26 protein-coding genes are annotated in these 15,751 nt (G+C 41.7%); 20 read left to right on the forward strand and 6 right to left on the reverse strand.

All coding sequences use genetic code 11. The annotated features are described in order from the left end of the window. Positions 1–97: 97 nt before the first annotated feature. From HBL79_RS00625 to HBL79_RS00650, 6 genes are read right to left on the reverse strand one after another with little or no spacing between them, the layout of a single operon-like run. Positions 98–781, reverse strand: coding sequence for a replication protein P (locus HBL79_RS00625; protein WP_052716809.1), 684 nt, complete (start codon positions 779–781; stop codon positions 98–100). Next, positions 778–1,584 (reverse strand): helix-turn-helix domain-containing protein, encoded by an 807-nt coding sequence (locus HBL79_RS00630; RefSeq protein WP_035689420.1) that lies wholly within the window; start codon positions 1,582–1,584, stop codon positions 778–780. Before HBL79_RS00630 ends, HBL79_RS00625 begins: the two co-directional genes overlap by 4 nt. Further along, positions 1,581–2,351 (reverse strand): phage antirepressor KilAC domain-containing protein, encoded by a 771-nt coding sequence (locus HBL79_RS00635; protein ID WP_046097539.1) that lies wholly within the window; start codon positions 2,349–2,351, stop codon positions 1,581–1,583. The genes HBL79_RS00630 and HBL79_RS00635 overlap by 4 nt, the downstream gene beginning before the upstream one ends. A 46-nt stretch (positions 2,352–2,397) precedes the next feature. Then, entirely contained in the window at positions 2,398–2,874 is a 477-nt protein-coding gene (locus tag HBL79_RS00640) for a hypothetical protein (RefSeq protein ID WP_046097540.1), read from the reverse strand. A 41-nt stretch (positions 2,875–2,915) separates the two neighbouring features. Further along, entirely contained in the window at positions 2,916–3,209 is a 294-nt protein-coding gene (locus HBL79_RS00645) for a hypothetical protein (protein ID WP_035689502.1), read from the reverse strand. A 22-nt stretch (positions 3,210–3,231) separates the two neighbouring features. After that, positions 3,232–3,432 carry a YdaS family helix-turn-helix protein gene (locus HBL79_RS00650; RefSeq protein WP_035689499.1) on the reverse strand — a complete coding sequence of 67 codons (201 nt, stop codon included), beginning with the start codon at positions 3,430–3,432 and terminating at the stop codon, positions 3,232–3,234. Between the two features lie 119 nt (positions 3,433–3,551). On the opposite strand from HBL79_RS00650, the gene HBL79_RS00655 reads away from it, so the two are divergent. From HBL79_RS00655 to HBL79_RS00750, 20 genes are all read left to right on the forward strand, one after another. Continuing rightward, a complete protein-coding gene (locus tag HBL79_RS00655; RefSeq protein ID WP_035689497.1) occupies positions 3,552–4,310 on the forward strand; it encodes an XRE family transcriptional regulator in 759 nt (252 codons plus the stop codon). 176 nt (positions 4,311–4,486) lie between these two features. Continuing rightward, positions 4,487–4,999: a hypothetical protein gene (locus HBL79_RS00660; protein ID WP_017807600.1), complete on the forward strand. Its 513-nt coding sequence runs from the start codon at positions 4,487–4,489 to the stop codon at positions 4,997–4,999. A gap of 87 nt (positions 5,000–5,086) precedes the next feature. Further along, complete coding sequence (locus tag HBL79_RS00665; RefSeq protein WP_130239081.1) at positions 5,087–5,404, forward strand: hypothetical protein; 318 nt, start codon at positions 5,087–5,089, stop codon at positions 5,402–5,404. Positions 5,405–5,558: 154 nt separating this feature from the next. Beyond that, a complete protein-coding gene (locus tag HBL79_RS00670) occupies positions 5,559–5,891 on the forward strand; it encodes a phage holin, lambda family (RefSeq protein ID WP_017807585.1) in 333 nt (110 codons plus the stop codon). After that, the gene (locus HBL79_RS00675) at positions 5,884–6,291 is read left to right on the forward strand and encodes a M15 family metallopeptidase (protein WP_017807118.1); all 408 of its coding nucleotides are present in this window, start codon (positions 5,884–5,886) and stop codon (positions 6,289–6,291) included. Before HBL79_RS00670 ends, HBL79_RS00675 begins: the two co-directional genes overlap by 8 nt. Further along, entirely contained in the window at positions 6,248–6,613 is a 366-nt protein-coding gene (locus HBL79_RS00680) for a DUF2570 family protein (RefSeq protein ID WP_228523718.1), read from the forward strand. The genes HBL79_RS00675 and HBL79_RS00680 overlap by 44 nt, the downstream gene beginning before the upstream one ends. Continuing rightward, positions 6,579–6,794 carry an Rz1-like lysis system protein LysC gene (gene lysC, locus HBL79_RS00685; protein ID WP_046097555.1) on the forward strand — a complete coding sequence of 72 codons (216 nt, stop codon included), beginning with the start codon at positions 6,579–6,581 and terminating at the stop codon, positions 6,792–6,794. Before HBL79_RS00680 ends, lysC begins: the two co-directional genes overlap by 35 nt. Next, positions 6,778–7,032, forward strand: coding sequence for a hypothetical protein (locus HBL79_RS00690; RefSeq protein WP_021723600.1), 255 nt, complete (start codon positions 6,778–6,780; stop codon positions 7,030–7,032). Before lysC ends, HBL79_RS00690 begins: the two co-directional genes overlap by 17 nt. A 10-nt stretch (positions 7,033–7,042) precedes the next feature. Then, a complete protein-coding gene (locus tag HBL79_RS00695) occupies positions 7,043–7,570 on the forward strand; it encodes a terminase small subunit (RefSeq protein ID WP_017806476.1) in 528 nt (175 codons plus the stop codon). Beyond that, positions 7,551–8,900: a PBSX family phage terminase large subunit gene (locus HBL79_RS00700; RefSeq protein ID WP_046097305.1), complete on the forward strand. Its 1,350-nt coding sequence runs from the start codon at positions 7,551–7,553 to the stop codon at positions 8,898–8,900. Before HBL79_RS00695 ends, HBL79_RS00700 begins: the two co-directional genes overlap by 20 nt. Positions 8,901–8,902: 2 nt before the next feature. Beyond that, entirely contained in the window at positions 8,903–10,210 is a 1,308-nt protein-coding gene (locus tag HBL79_RS00705; RefSeq protein WP_035685212.1) for a phage portal protein, read from the forward strand. Next, a complete protein-coding gene (locus HBL79_RS12400; RefSeq protein ID WP_241431796.1) occupies positions 10,155–11,336 on the forward strand; it encodes a phage head morphogenesis protein in 1,182 nt (393 codons plus the stop codon). Before HBL79_RS00705 ends, HBL79_RS12400 begins: the two co-directional genes overlap by 56 nt. After that, positions 11,333–11,767, forward strand: coding sequence for a hypothetical protein (locus HBL79_RS00715; RefSeq protein WP_017805963.1), 435 nt, complete (start codon positions 11,333–11,335; stop codon positions 11,765–11,767). Before HBL79_RS12400 ends, HBL79_RS00715 begins: the two co-directional genes overlap by 4 nt. 87 nt (positions 11,768–11,854) lie before the next feature. Continuing rightward, positions 11,855–12,910 (forward strand): DUF2213 domain-containing protein, encoded by a 1,056-nt coding sequence (locus HBL79_RS00720; RefSeq protein WP_035685209.1) that lies wholly within the window; start codon positions 11,855–11,857, stop codon positions 12,908–12,910. An 11-nt stretch (positions 12,911–12,921) separates the two neighbouring features. After that, the gene (locus tag HBL79_RS00725; RefSeq protein ID WP_017805961.1) at positions 12,922–13,338 is read left to right on the forward strand and encodes a structural cement protein Gp24; all 417 of its coding nucleotides are present in this window, start codon (positions 12,922–12,924) and stop codon (positions 13,336–13,338) included. A gap of 73 nt (positions 13,339–13,411) precedes the next feature. Then, positions 13,412–14,365: a DUF2184 domain-containing protein gene (locus HBL79_RS00730; protein WP_017805960.1), complete on the forward strand. Its 954-nt coding sequence runs from the start codon at positions 13,412–13,414 to the stop codon at positions 14,363–14,365. Beyond that, positions 14,365–14,586, forward strand: coding sequence for a hypothetical protein (locus HBL79_RS12405; protein ID WP_017805959.1), 222 nt, complete (start codon positions 14,365–14,367; stop codon positions 14,584–14,586). The genes HBL79_RS00730 and HBL79_RS12405 overlap by 1 nt, the downstream gene beginning before the upstream one ends. Before the next feature lie 9 nt (positions 14,587–14,595). Next, positions 14,596–14,949, forward strand: coding sequence for a DUF4054 domain-containing protein (locus HBL79_RS00740; protein WP_017805958.1), 354 nt, complete (start codon positions 14,596–14,598; stop codon positions 14,947–14,949). Continuing rightward, positions 14,936–15,391: a hypothetical protein gene (locus HBL79_RS00745; protein ID WP_241431794.1), complete on the forward strand. Its 456-nt coding sequence runs from the start codon at positions 14,936–14,938 to the stop codon at positions 15,389–15,391. The genes HBL79_RS00740 and HBL79_RS00745 overlap by 14 nt, the downstream gene beginning before the upstream one ends. After that, complete coding sequence (locus HBL79_RS00750; protein ID WP_017805956.1) at positions 15,391–15,750, forward strand: hypothetical protein; 360 nt, start codon at positions 15,391–15,393, stop codon at positions 15,748–15,750. Before HBL79_RS00745 ends, HBL79_RS00750 begins: the two co-directional genes overlap by 1 nt. Position 15,751: the final 1 nt, after the last annotated feature.

The following is a 15,751-nucleotide window of genomic DNA, read 5'->3' on the forward strand; positions in this document are numbered from 1 at the left end:
TTCTTCACAAAATCTAACGTAACCGAACGCTGTAAGAGCCAGTCAAAAACATATTTCGGCGTGCACCACGTGTCTTTGTCGAATTGTTGTTCGGTCATCATTTCATCCCTAAAATCGCTTTGCATTTTTCAATGCCGTGTTGATTAATTTTTCTTTGCACTTCAGGCGGAACAAAGCTCGGTTTCGCTGGCAGGGTGATTTGCGGTTTAGGCAACGTTTCACCCGCTTCCAAGCGTGCTGCCATCGCTTTCAACGCTTTGCTCACTGCTTTGCACAATTTTTCTTCCGTGGCTTCTCGGTTGTTGCAATACAAATCCGTCAGCAGCCAATATTCCGCATCGCTCTCAAAGTGGAATTTGTGAATTTCCAGCATTCCGTAGCCTTGGAATTTCTTGAGTCGTTGGTAAAGCTCTTCTTCGTTCGGCAAACCTAACGCTTCAAAGCGATCTTGCTTGCACCAAGAAATAAACTTGCCCACACCGGGGAAATAATCATCAGGTTTCGACCGCACTTTACGCATTCCCGCACGAACTTGCTCAATGGTGCGAATATTGTTTTCCGCAAAGCCTAAAACCCAAGTGCGCTTGGTGATGGGTAGCTGCACTTCGTCAAATTGACCACGCATTGCTGGGCAAGCAGCGAATAATTGCGAAAAAATCTGATCAACCAATTTTTCAATCTCATTGGGCAAGCGTTGCGATTTTTGCTGTGGCTGGCTGGGAAATTTAGCTTGTCTTGCCATTGCGTTTTGCATTGTTTGCGGATTAACTTGTCTGATCACAGCATTCCTCTCCAACCTTCCTCGGTGTTCCATTCAATCGCATTCAATTCTGAAGCCGTTTTACGCTGTGGTTTTGAGTTGTTTTTCTTCACCGTGAGCTGATCCCATTTCTCCCGCAGCTTGGCAGGGCTAAGAATATTGGTTTTCCAGAACAAGTCTTGGTTTGCCCACTGAAACAGTCCGCAAATTTCCCTATGCGTTCGCTTATCACGCTCACGCATCAGGCGGATCTCATTCGCCCAGTTTTCGAAAGACGGCGTTTTGGTGTTGGGGTTAAGTTTTAGGATTAATCCAAAAATCCACTGTGCGGCAGTCATATCGTCATCGGAAAATTTAAACCGAGATTTTTTGCCCACGCTGCCGTCCGAAATTTTTTCGGACGAAGAAGTATGGTTAATTGACTGGTTAATAGAGTGACTGGTTCTGGGTGAAATATTTTCACTAGGGGTTGGTGAAATATTTTCACTAGGGTGGTGTAAATTTTTCACTACCCTTAGTGAATCATTTTCACTAGGTAGTGCAGAATTTTCACCATCTCGATCAAGGTGTAACACATATAAATTTGAGGTGTTACCCTCTGGTGTTTTGCGTGTTTTTTTCTCAACAAAGCCCGTTTCTATCAATGCCTCAATATGCGAGATCGCACTGCGACGGGTAATTTCACACTGATCCGCAATGTTTTGGTAAGACGGAAAACAAATGCCCTCATCATTAGCGTTGTCCGCTAATTTCAATAATACTAATTTGCGGGTAGGGTTACCCACTTTGCACTGCATTGCTTTAACCATTAGTAACATACTCATAGCATTAACTCCGAAGCATAACGTTGTGCGATCCACTCAATACCTTTGCCCGTTACTCGCGTTTGCGTGTAATTGTGATCGTGATCAGTTGTCCCCGTTTTCACGGTAAATAAACCTTGTTGCTGTTTATCTGCATAAGGTAAGAGGTTGCCAGATTGACGATATAACGCCTTATCTTCAATAAGGCGGATAATCATTGCTTTCTCCGGCATATTTAAAATTTTGGCGGTTTCTCGCAGGGATTTGCTTGTGCCAACGTCAACATAATGATCAACAAATGCTGCTTTAGGTTTTAGCTCCTTGTTTTCTAATGCAAGAGCTTGATTTTGTCGTTCTTTCTCAACCAACGCCTCTAATGCCTGCAAATAGTTTTGAGGCAAAAGTGCGGTGCTTTGTTGCTGATTTTCTAGTTCAAGCCAGCGATCAATAATTCGCTTACGCAGAATGACGTTATAACCAGAAATAACTGTTAACGTTGCAGATTTGTCTAAATAATAGATTGGATAGCGTTGATTATTTTGAGAATTAACTTCATACTGGCACACAACACCGCCAATGGGGGTATGTCCAAAAAGTTCTACACCCTCTTTCTCACTCCAATCAAGAGATTTAACATTGATACCTCGTTCTATTTGTAAAATAGCTCCAACATAAGCTCTAATATCTCTTAATACGTGGTTATGTTGTTTTCCGCATAACTCCGCAATTTCGCGACTGCTCATTTTTATGCTTGCATTTTGTTCTGAAATCATTGATAATCTGCTCATAGATAATTCCTTTTTAATGAATTGCCACCGTGCCAACGGTGGTTTTTTATTGCTTAAAATTTACTTTTTTCTTACAATCTAATGCATTTTCACAACGAGTAGATTTGCTATGGATATGTCCTCTATTTTCACTTCTGTCAAAACCACGCTTGATTTGCTCTCTGGTTTTGAGAGTAACGCTGTCTTGAGTGAGCGTGTTGCGTTGCTCAAGGATCAAATTGAAATACTCAGATATGCTCACGAAACGGCTCAGAAAGAACTGTCCGAATATAAAGAAAAATGCACCGCACTTGAGAATGACATAGCGCGTTATCGTCAAGCGGAACAATTTATCTTTAAACGGGGTGCAGCGTTTAAAAAAACCTCTAGCGGGTATGTCGAAGCGGTTTATTGCCCAAACTGTTTCACTGTCGCGGCTGGCGGTTCTAGCAGCTTCCCGTTTCAATGTGGAGCCTGTAAATGGCGAAGCCTGTTTAGGGTTTCTGAATTTAAAAGTATCTTTAAATCTCTGCCGTAAGGTCATTTTTTTGCTTCCTTGTTGTTTGTGTGTCGTCGTTGTCGTTTTTATTTGAGGTATTTTTTCCGTAACCTGTCATCAAAGCCTTTGGCGGCTAATAACAAAAGTTCGAGTTCACTTTTTTCCAGTGCAATATGGGTTTGCGTATCAAAAACATCGAACCCGTTTGCGGCAATAAAGTTAAAGGTGTTATTTCCCTCTCCGTTACTCACAAAACGGCTGACCGTTGAGGGCGTGGTTTCCATTGCTTCTGCGATTTCACACTGTTTTTGCTTGTAGTATTTTTCCATAACGCGATCTGCAATGGGTTTTGCGGATCGTGTAAGTTTATTGCGTGCCATTGTTCCGTTCTCACTGTATTGTTTACTCAGAAAGTGAACGTAAGATTTCTGCTTCGGTCACTTTGCCGTTGGAGGCTTTGGCAATTAGGGGAATGTATTTGGCATTTATGCCTCCTCCTCTTAGCCAATAAGAAACGGTCATTTGAGAAACACCGCATTTTTTAGCAAGAGATTTTTGCGTGCCTCCACATTCTGCAATGATTTTTGTTAAAACTTTATTCATAAATAATACTTTAGATGAAATAAAGTTAATTTTATCAGAATAACATTTTGTTTTAAAGTTTTGTTTTTTGATCTCAATAAAAAATTCTTTTACTATTAAAAAAAATTAGAGGATTTATCATGGACAATTTAGGCGAGAGACTAAAAAAAGTATTGGATGACAAGGGGCTTACCCAAGCAGATTTAGCTGAAATGATTGATACAACGCAAATGGCGGTAAGTCATATAATTGCTAACAAAACGAAAAAACCCCGAAACCTCTTAGAGATCGCGAATGCTTTAGGGGTAGATCCGAATTGGTTGAGAACAGGGAACAGTACAAACATCATCAACTCAACGGTGAAGAATTCACCAATCAGCAGTAATCAAAATAATTTTTTTGACGCTCACGGTGGAAATAAACCTACCGCTGAATTACAAAATAATACTGCAGAAAATTTGAGTGTTCTAGCCCTTAATTATGAACGCTTGGCAAAATTAGCAGGGGTTGAGGTACTTAATAAACATTTTGAGCAGTATTTTGATGCGTTACATTTTTCTGAAGAGGGGGTTATTGCCTTATTAAGGCAACGTTCAGCAGATAACATTGTGGTTATGTCGATGTTTAACGATAGTATGCAGCCTCTGATTAATAAGAAAGATTTGCTATTTATTGATGTGAATTGTAAGCAATATGCGGGGGAGGGAATTTATTTATTCATACTTAACTCAGAGCTTTATATACGCCGATTATTGCAGACTCCTGAGGGAATGTTAAGGGCTGTGGCGGAAAATGAACGTACGGGCTTGAGCTTTGATATTTCAGAGGAAAATAAGGCGAGATTAAAGGTAATTGGACGTTGCATTAGAAAAATGCCGATTAATGTGCAAGAGTTATAAAAAAAGCTTGAAATGGGTACCCGTTTAGTATAGTATTTTCCGTATAGTGCGGTTTTGCACGTTTAAAACGCACGAATGAATTTTTACAGCCCTAGAATACAATCTAGGGCTTTTTTGTGGGTTTATTTTTCACTATAAATTGCTCTGCATTTGGTCAATCCTAAAAGGAGATAACTATGTCATTTGAATTGCGTAAACAGCTTGCAGATTTAAAGGCAGAATGTAATGCGTTATTTGAACAACGTTTGAGTGTGTTGCGAGATAAAAAAGAAAACGCAATTTCGTTAATGGTAGATGAAGCAGTTTCTTTTTTACAAGAGCAAGGTTTTACCGTAATAAATAATATTCCAAGCACGATTGAAGCTAACTATAAAGGCTCAATGAATATACGTATTCAATTTTCTGATCCAGCAGATAGCTTTATTGGTGCAGATATTACTATTGATGTCGATTACTTAAATCAATCCTATGGCTTTAGTGTTAATTTAAAACGAGCATATTTTAATGCGATTCAAACGGGTGATTTATCCGCGGAGATTATGCAGTATCAAGCGATGATAAAACGTTTAGCCGAGTTAGGGTGGACAGATATTGATGGCTCATTTGAAATTGTGTTGATTAAGCAAGATTTAAACAAACTCACGTTTTCATCAATGGAAGAGGTGTTGGCGTTTGTGTTAGAGATGTAACAAAATAGAGTGAGCAAACTTTTAACAGCCCTGATCGGAAACGGTCGGGGCTTTTTATTTGAAACTTAGAAGCTCAATATTGGAGGAATGATGAAAGCTGAAAGCGGTTTTATTCAACCTTTTACTTTTTTAGGTATAGAGCTTTGGATAGATGAAAACGATAGATTAATGCTTTCCGTTCCTAACTCTTGCCAGAAAAAGGAACTAGAAGAGGTTTTATTACCTATTCGTAATCAGTCAGGTGAATTAATAGCAAATCTTGTGTTTAAGAAACAGATTTCTGCAAGGACTCAAACGCTATTTTCAGCAGAGGGATTGCTTGATCCGCATTCTCAAATCCAAGATCTACCAATTTCGTTATTACCCGCTCTAGGGCTTTTCCGCTCAACCCTTTTAAAATGTTGAGTAGTGATGATTTTTCCTCTTTAGGAAGAGAAGATGATTCTATTTTGGTTGATAAAATAGATTTAATTGTATCCTCATGGAATTTTATCTTAGCAGAACTTATAGCCCACTGTAACAGGTGGGCTTTTTATTGCCTCAAAAAGGAGGCGGAGTGATGAAAATGCCAAACAACGATCCGAATATATGGCTTATTTTAGGGGCATATATTCATCAAAATTACAATGCCATTGTGGGTTTCACGATGGCGTTTTTTATGTCTTTGCTACGCGCTGCCTTTTTGCGTCAGAAAACGAGTTTTCGCCAGCGGATATTGGATGGGGCAATTTGTGGTGCTTTAACCTTATCAAGTATGTCGCTGTTAAATCATCTTGGTTTTTCAGAGGGGCTAGCTACCTTTATCGGGGGAATGCTCGGGTTTATTGGTGCGGAGAAAATCCGTGAATATTTAATGCTGGTGTTAAAAAAACGGGTAGAAAAAGATGTTTAAATTTAGCCAACGTAGTGAAAAGCATTTACAAGGTGTTCACGGTGATTTGGTTAAGGTCGTGCGAAAAGCCCTTGAATATAGCACCGTTGATTTTGCGGTGATTGAAGGGGTAAGAACAAAAGCACGCCAAGCCCAACTCTTTAAGCAAGGGGCAACTAAAACAATGAATAGCCGTCATTTAACCGGTCACGCGGTGGATTTAGCCCCGCTGGTTGAAGGAAAAATCCCTTGGTCAGAACGGGATAAATTTAAGGAAATTGCGAAGGCAATGTTTCGAGCGGCCAAAGAATTAAATGTCACCATTCGCTGGGGTGGAGATTGGAACGGTAATGGGAAAAGTGAAGATGAACGTTTTTATGATGGCCCGCATTTTGAATTACATCGTGCCGTTTATCCGTAAATATTCCTCGCTGTTGTGGTTATGCGTGATTTTGGGCTTGTGTGGTTGGGTTTGGTATCAGTCGCAGAGGATAAGTAGCTTGAGAGCCAAAAATCAAATGCAAGCTCAAACCATACAGCAACTGAACCATAATCTCGCAGAAAGAACAAAACAGCTCGAAGATGAACGAAAAACGACACAAAAACAGACCGCACTTGAACAAGTACAGCGAGAAAAAGCCGATGAAGATATTCGCGTTATTTATAAAAGGATTAAAGGGCAGGATTGTAGCCGCGAGCCTTTGCCTGATGATGTTATTAAGCGGTTGCAGCACAAAAATTAAAACAGAGTATCACCTACCACCGAGCATTTATTTAATCCCTTGTCAGCAAACCGCATTTAACGGCTCAACGTATGGTGATGCGATTATTTATTTGCGAGTGGTGCAGAAAGAACGTGAGATTTGTGCGGGGCGGTTAAGTGGGGTGATTGAGTGGAGTAAATCAAATGGGAATGCTTTATAAGTCGAAAAAGAAATTGATTGAGGAAGGCTTCACGCATTATGGATGGCTTTGGGGTATTCCTGTTTATGTCAAAGATATTGATAGTGAAGCCCCCATTATTGGGGCGGCTAATTTTATTCCTGAATGGGTTTTAACTGTCGCAGATCAAATCGGCTTTTTTATTGAGGGACTGCTGAATATCCACAACCCTGAATATGTGCCAATGTTTAAAATTCGTATTACTGGAGAAATTAAATAAGGATTAACCTATGCCAAAGAAAGACGGGGTTAAGTCCACGTCTAAAGGGCGTGGGTTGACACCAAAACAAGAAAAATTCTGTCAGCTCTATATTGAGCTTGGGAATGCAAGTGAAGCGTATCGGCAGAGTTATGATTGTTCTAAAATGAAATCAAGTGCAATCAACTCAAATGCAAAAAAATTATTAAAGGACACTCCGATCGCACTCCGTATTGAAGCATTACAAGATAAACATAAACAACGCCATAATTTAACGGTTGATGGGATTATTAATGATCTGCAAGAATATCTCGCTATATGTACAGGTAAGAAGCCATTAACCATTACTACTGTAATTAAAAACGCCCAAGAGGGAACAACGCAAGCGGTAGATGACCGATGTTTTGTGTTTGAACCAACTGGGGCTAATAAGGCGTTTGAATTACTTGGCAAGCATTTAGGAATGTTCAGCCAAAAAGTAGATTTAACCTCAAGCGATGGCTCTATGGCATTAGGCTCATTAAGGGATTTATTTTCAGATGACGCAGAAGCTGATTAGTAAATTTTTGCCTTTTATTGAGCCTCATCGCTACAAAGTGGCTTATGGTGGGCGTGGTAGTGGTAAGTCTTGGACGATAGCGAGGCTGTTAATTGAAATTGCCCGCCGATCATCAAGCCGTTTTTTGTGTGCAAGGGAATTACAGAACTCGATTAGTGATTCGGTGATTCAGTTACTTGCCGACACAATCGAACGCTATGGCTATCAATCTGAATTTGATGTGCAGAAAAACAAAATCTACAACCTTAAAACGGGGGCGATTTTCCTGTTTTACGGCATCAAAAATAACCCAACTAAAATTAAATCCCTTGAGGGGATCGATATTTGCTGGGTGGAAGAAGCCGAAAATGTGTCAAAAGAGAGTTGGGAAATTTTAATCCCAACTATTCGGAAAGAATATTCTGAAATTTGGGTTTCCTTTAACCCGAAAAATATTCTTGATGATACTTATCAACGCTTTGTTGTTTCGCCGCCAAGCGATATTGTCCTGATTAAAGTTAATTTCACAGATAATCCCTTTTTCCCCGAAACCTTGCGATTAGAAATGGAAGATTGCAAGGCGAAAGATTATGAGCTTTATCGGCATATTTGGGAGGGGGAACCCGTTGCAGATAGCGATAAAGTGATCATTAAGCCCGTATGGATTGATGCCGCCGTTGATGCACATATTCAACTCGGGTTTAAACCTGAAGGCAGAAAAATTGTCGGCTTTGATGTGGCTGATGAAGGGGCTGATGCAAATGCCAATGCGTTTTCGCACGGTTCAGTGGTGCTACGGGTTGATGAATGGAAAGGCGATGATGTGATTGCCAGTGCGGATCGCACAAGGCTCAACGCCATTGAGTTTAACGCTGATGAAATTGTATTTGATAGCATTGGCGTTGGGGCAGGAGTGAAAGCCCATTACAACCGCATTAAAGATAAAAGGCTCGTGATTAATGGGTTTAATGCAGGCGGGGCGGTGTTTGAACCTGAAGAAGAATATGTTTTCGGTAAAACCAATCGAGATATGTTCGCCAATATCAAGGCTCAAGCGTGGTGGCGGCTGCGAGATCGCTTTTACAAAACCTATCGAGCCATCAAGTATCAGGAAAGCTATCCCGTTGATGAGCTAATCAGCCTTTCATCGCAAATTCACGATCTGGATTATTTAAAAGCGGAGTTATCCCGCCCTTATGTGGATTATGACAATAACGGGCGCGTGAAAGTCGAGAGCAAAAAAGAAATGAAAAAACGGGGCATCCCCTCACCAAATAAAGCAGATGCCTTGGTGATGTGCTTTGCCCCGAAAGACGATGTGTTATCACGATTTATTGGATTAGGTAGTTAATTATGCCATTTAACCAAGACGGCTATGCCGATGCCTTAGGGCTAAACCACTTTCAAAAAACACCACAAAAAAGCACCGCACTTTTGGATTTAACCCTGTATGAACTAGGTGGGTTGGCGGCTCGGGTGGTAGATATGCCAGCCGATGCGGCGATTTCTCGTTCTGTTGAGATTGAAGGTGATGAGGATAACGTGATTTTCAATGACCTTGATCGCCTGAAAATTTTGCCAGCCTTGGCGGATATGGTGCGTTGGTCGCGGCTATTCGGTGGCTCGGTGATGTTGCTTTTAACCGATGATGGGGCGAAGCTTAGCGAGCCGTTGAACATCAATAAACTTACTCGCATTGATGAGGTGAGGGTGTTTGATTTAAGTCAAATTTCACCGACAACAAGACGCTATTTAGATCCACGCCAAACCAATTATGGGCGGTTTGAAACCTACCGCCTCAATATTGGGGCGGTGAATGGCTCTCTTGAAAGCCAAGTGGAAATTCACGAAAGCCGCTTGTTATTTATGGGTGGAGATCCAATGCCTGAGCGATTAAAAAAAGGGTTGCATTGGGTTGGGCGTAGTGTCGTGAAGACAGCGTATCAAAAAATCCGTGATTATCAAACATCGCTCACTTGGTCATCATTAATTCTGGAGCGTAAACAGCAAGCCGTGCATAAAATGAAAGGGCTTGCCCTTGCCATCGGTAACGGTTTAGAAGATCAGATTAGAGAGCGGATTAACCTTGTTGAACGGGGGCGCAATCTACTAAACGGGGTGGCGGTAGATTTTGAAGATGATTACACCATTTTAAACGCTGATTTAAATGGCATCGTTGATGTGCTTGATGAGTTCAAAATCGCCATCTCGGCAGATGTGAATATTCCCGTGGCAATTTTATTCGGGCAATCAGCAAAAGGAATGAACGCCACAGGAAAAAGTGATTTTGAGAGCTATTATGACCTGATTGAGGGTATCCAGCAGCACAAAATCAAACCTGTACTAGAGCGGTTGATTGAATTGATGATGTTGCAAAAACATATTAAGCCATTTGAAAACTGGCAAATTCACTTTCCATCACTCAATACGCCAACAGATAAAGAGCAAGCGGAAGCCCGTAAATTGAATGCCGAAGCCGCCAAAGCAGAAATCGGACGGCTGATTGACTTAGTAGATAGCGGGGCATTATCAACGCAAGAATTACGGCAGCAAATTGCAGAAGAATTGGGGATTACAGCGGCGGCTTTGCCAGAGGTAAGCGAAGATGACATTAACGACTATCAAAAAGCCCAAAAAGCAAAAACGGTGGCTGTTTCCTGAGGCGATTGAGCGGGAGTATGTGAAGTATTTGCAAGCTATCGCCAAGCAAATTAGTGATACAGCAAGAAAAAAACTGCCTGAAATTGCACCGCACTTAAAGAGAATGCTACGCCAAGATGACAGCATTGAGATTTTAGAGCAATGGCTAACCGAATTGTTACAGGCAACCACCTTTTACACCCGTGATAATGACATTCGCCCTGCTGTGCGACAATTCCTGTCGCAAACGGCAGAGTTTAACAAGAAACAATTTCACAAAGTGCTAAAATCTGCGTACAAAGTGGATATTTTTGTATCAGAGCCTTGGCTTGATGAGGCGTTAAAGCTCGCTGAATGGCAGAATATTAGTTTAATTAAAACGGTACCGCAGCAGTTACACGAAAAACTACGTTATCGAATGGTTGAAGCACTACGCAAAGGCGAAAGCTATAAAAGCCTTGCGGCGGATTTAGAAAAGCTCCTTGATATTCCTAAACGCCGTGCAACGTTAATTGCACGCGATCAAATCGGCAAGCTTAACGGACGACTCACCCAATTACGTCAAGAAAATATCGGCGTAAAATCCTATATCTGGCGTGGCAGTTTAGATGAACGGGAACGTTTATCACACGTTGAACGAGAGGGAAAGGAATTTCGCTGGGACAATCCCCCTGATGACGGACACCCTGGGCAGCCAATTTTATGCCGTTGTAGTGCGGAGGCGGTATTGCCTAAGTTTGAGGAGTTGGAAGGTGTAGTTGGGGCTGAGCTATCATTATCATATATGATGTGGCAAAAACAGATTAATGAACCCAAAGAGATTAGAGAAATTAATCAAAAAAGCTGGTCTTTTGAGTTTAAAGAAAAAGCAAAAAAACTATATAATAGGTTTGCTGATAATGGAATTATTCTTGATATTCACGCTATCGCTAGATTGGGAGAAAGGTTAAATCAATTAGGACTAAGTATTGACGAAGCCATTGCTTTTATTCTTTCGACTAAGCCTAATTATATTGATGAGCGTAAAGATAGATTAGTTATTTTCGATGCTAAGCGTAAAATCGCTGTTATTCAATCTAAGGCAGATGGTAAAATTATCACGTTTGAGAAAAAAGCCACGCCAAGCCCTAATTGGAAATCATTATGAAACACTTTCTTAAAGTATTAGTGCAGTTTGTTCACACCAAAACCGATGATGATCGCAAGGCATTATTTGCGTTACTCCCTAAACATATTCTGAAACATAAGGCTTTTTTTGAAAAAGAAATGTTTGCCGATGCCGATCAGCACACATTTTATATTTTGACTTCGTTATTCATTTATTGGATAAATGAGTTAGAAGAAAGTGAGCTTGATAGTGATGAAATGAACCTATTAGATGAATTGCAAGCACTTTTTGAAGAAATTGATGATGATATTACTGAAACCGAACAAAAGAAAATTCTTTTAGCAACGAAAGAGATTATAGAGAAGCAAGATTCATACTCAATTCACGTAAAACACCTGACGAAGTCCGAAATACAATCCTTGCGAGAAAGTAAAAAAGATGCTTACCATCGAATGATGGCGATTAGTTGATTTAATGTTCACAGCCCCCCCCTGAAATATACAAAATTTCAGGGGGGGGTCTATTAATTAGAATATAAATTTAGGATAAATATAGAAATGGTAATGCGATACGATCGCCGAGCGATACAAGCAAGGCGAGATGATAACGGGTTTATTTTTGATACCCCAGTTCTAACAAGGACTGGGGTTTTTATTTATCAGTTGCCTGACGGCACAAAACGGCGGGAATATCGGCCACCTGATGAAGTGTTTAATGCTGATAGCTTGCGAGCTTATAAAGGCATTCCAATCACTAATGAACATCACGGTGTAATCAACAAAGATAACGCCCATCTAGTGGTTGGTTCGGTGCTTTCAGAGGGCAAACAAGATGGCAATAACTTAACCGCGGATATTGTGATCCACAATACGCAGGCGGTGGAATTAGGCAAAAAAGAATTATCGGTTGGCTATGCTGTTGAGCTTGAGATGAAAAGCGGCATTACGGAAGATGGTGAGCCTTATGACGCAATTCAACGTAATATCAAGCCCAATCATTTAGCTATCGTTAAAGCAGGGCGTGCAGGTAATACACAGCTTAATATGGACGCGGCGGATGCCGTAGAATTTCGTGAAGATGGAGAACCTCAAATGAGTGAAACAAAACTCGCAGACATTCGCTTAGATAGTGGCATTACTTATCAAGCCGCCCCAGAAGTGATTGTTGAATTAAATAAATTGAAACAAGATGTTGCAACTGCTGTTGCTGAAAAGGACAAAGAAACCGCTCGGGCAGATGCGTTAGATGCCAAAGTGAAAACCCTTGAGGCAGATATGGAAAAGCTCAAGCAAGATGCGGTTAATATCGCAAAAGCTCGCGTTGAGTTAGAGAATGTGGCGAAAGCGCATCAAGTTGAAGTAAAAGCAGATAGCACAGATCGCCAATTGCGTGAAGCGGTGATCGGGGCTATTCGTCAAGATGGTGCGGATTTATCGCAAAAATCTGATGCCTATATTGAAGCGGCTTTTGATATGGCAATGGCTGAAGCAAAATCTCGCCAAGACGCGTTAGGTTCGCAACGTAGCCAAGTAACACACACCTTTACCCAAGACGGGCAAAAAGGTGAAAAATTAACAGGACGTGCGGCAATGCTTGCCAGTCGCAATCAATAAGGAGAACAGCAATGTACGAATCATTTCAACGCCCTGCGTTCGCAGGAATGAAAGGCGATAGCCGCTATGATTTAGTGGAAACTTTCGCCGCAGAAAGTGCGGTCAATTTTGGCACTGTTTTAACCCAAGGGACAAAAACCACACAGGTGAAATTAGGTGGCACAACGCCCGTTGGCATCGCATTACATTCTCACGCCGTAGTGGGTGGCTATGCTCAATTTGATGCGGTTTCCGTGCTACGCAAAGGCGTGGTTTGGTGTGTGGTTGAAAACGGCAAAATAGTAACGGCAGGCAGTGCGGTGAAGTTTAACCCTGCAACGGGCGAAGTAGGGTCAAATAGTACGACTGCGTTGCCCAATGCCGTCTTTAAAACCGATGTCGTCGATTGCGGTCAATACGGCAAGCTCGCCTTAGTGGAATTAGCGTAATCGCAAGTCGGTTCCCTTTTAACTGTTCAATCCGCCTCCTCAATATTGAGGGGCTTTTTTATAAGGAAAAATTATGTCAGATTTTCATCAAGATGCCTTTGAACTCAATGAAATCAATAAATGCTTAAATGCTGCTGGCGTTTTTAACCAAGATGCGGGGTTATTTACTGCCCGCCAATTGGAAGTGGTTCGCAACCGCACTTATGAAGAAAAACTCCCTGCGATGAACGGGCTTAGCCTTGTGCCGATGTCCTCAGAAGCCCCTGAATGGGCAGAAACCATTGTTGAACGTACCTTTGATACGGTGGGAATGGCGAAAGTGATTGCCAACTATGCTGATGACTTACCACGTGCAGATGTGGCAATGAAGGAACGTGCCATTAAGGTGAAAAATATCGGTGCGTCTTATGGTTACAATCTTCAAGAGCTTAAAGCGGCGGCGGCTAACCAAACCGATTTACCTGCCTCAAAAGCCAGAGCAGCACGCCGTGCGGTTGAAATCAAAATGAATGAAATTGCCTTGTTAGGCGATAAAGAATTTGGCTTAAACGGCTTTATTAATCACCCGAATTTGGGCGAAACCACAATCGCGGGCGGTTGGAAAGCGGCGAAAGCGGACGCAGTTTTAGCGGATTTAGATAATCTGCACGACACGGTGATTTTGCAATCAAAAGGCACGCATCAGCCTACCCATTTATTGTTAGCATTGAGTGATTACCAAACCTTATCCAGCAAATATATGGACACCGCTGACAAGGTTGATGTTCTAACTTTCTTCAAGCGTAAACACCCAAATCTTGTGATTCAGGGCTTATGGGAGCTAGAAAAAGCGGGTTCAGGCAATAAAAACCTTGTCATCTGTTATGAGAAAAATGCGGATAACTTGAGCCTTGAAACCCCGCAAGATTTCACGCAGTTACCAGCACAAGAACGCAATCTTGAGCTTGTGGTGAATTGTATTGCCCGTATTGGCGGTGTGTTCTTGCGTTATCCATTATCAGCAACCAAAGCGGAGGTAACTGCCTAATGTTAGTGCGTAATATTGAGCCTCGTTTAATTCGCCTTGATGGGGTGTTTATCGCCCCAAATCAGGAAATTGAAGTGGCTGAGAATGCGGTAGGGTTAGCCTCTTTGCTTGAACGTGGGACGTTGATACAAATCAACACTGATGCAAACTCGGAAGTACCTGAAAGCAACTCAGAAGTGCTAGAGACTAAGTCCGAGAAATCAAACAAAGGCAAAAAATAGGAGTCATCAATGGGCGTTACCGCATTACTGCATTTTTTCTATCCCGTATCTCAAAAAATGGAAACGGAAGAAATTAACACCGCACTTGAGCTTGCAGAAAATTATCGCCCACAATGCTTGACGGAAGAAAAGCAAGATGAGGCGGTAGCGTGGTACGCCGCCTATTTGCTGGCTCAATCTGTCGAGGCGAGGGCGAACCCGTTAGGGTTAAAGCGTGAGCGAGAGGGGGATTTAGAGCGTGAATATTTTGCTAATGGCGAGAGCGGCAGCAATGCCCAACGCTTTTTAGCCAATTTCGACGCACTCAACGATCTTTGCTTACGCTTAGGGGCAATCACGGTGGGCAATAATGAGCGATGTTGAAGTCAAAATTAATAACAAGGGCTTAGAAAAAGAGCTTGCGTTAATGCAAAAGATGGCCAATGCCAGTGTAAAAATTGGTATTCAGTCTGACGCAGGACAGCACGAAAAAAGCGGAGCTAATTTGGTTGATATTGCTATTTGGAATGAGTTTGGTACAGATAAAATTCCCTCTCGTCCCTTTATTCGTCAAAGTTTTACGGATAACCAAAAAGCAGTTGCTCAATATTTAGGCCGTGTTTTTTCTAATGTGGCAAAAGGCAGTGACCTGAGATTAGAAATGGCAAGGCTTGGTCAATGGTATCAGAATAAGCAAGAAAATACTTTGCGAGATTACCCTTGGCAACCAAATGCAAAAGCCACGGTAAAACGCAAGAAAAGCTCAAAGCCGCTAATTCATTATAAGTTGCTATCCAAAGCTATTCGCTATCAAGTGGAGGTGTGATGCAGTCTTTTCCTTTTCAGTCCTCTTTTCGCAAGACTTACAAGTTATTGGTGCGAACAGAGGGGCAATATATCAAAGGTAAATGGGTAAATGGCGAAGAAGTAGAGCAAGAATTTACGGCATCAATTCAGCCCTTAAACACGCGAGAGATGGATAGATTGTCATCAATGATGCAAGGGCGACATATTGCAAGTGCGGTGAAAATTTACACGAATTTTCGCCTTGATGTGGCAGGTGAAAACCAAACTAACGGCGCGATCGTGTTGTTTGAGGGGGAACGTTATGAAGTGGTGGCGCGTTCTACTTACCATTCAGGCGTGATCGAACATCACCGCTATGTAGCGCAACGGGTGAAATAAA

The sequence above is a fragment of the Avibacterium paragallinarum genome (assembly GCF_011765605.1).
In the GTDB taxonomy this organism is placed as follows: Bacteria; Pseudomonadota; Gammaproteobacteria; order Enterobacterales; family Pasteurellaceae; genus Avibacterium; species Avibacterium paragallinarum.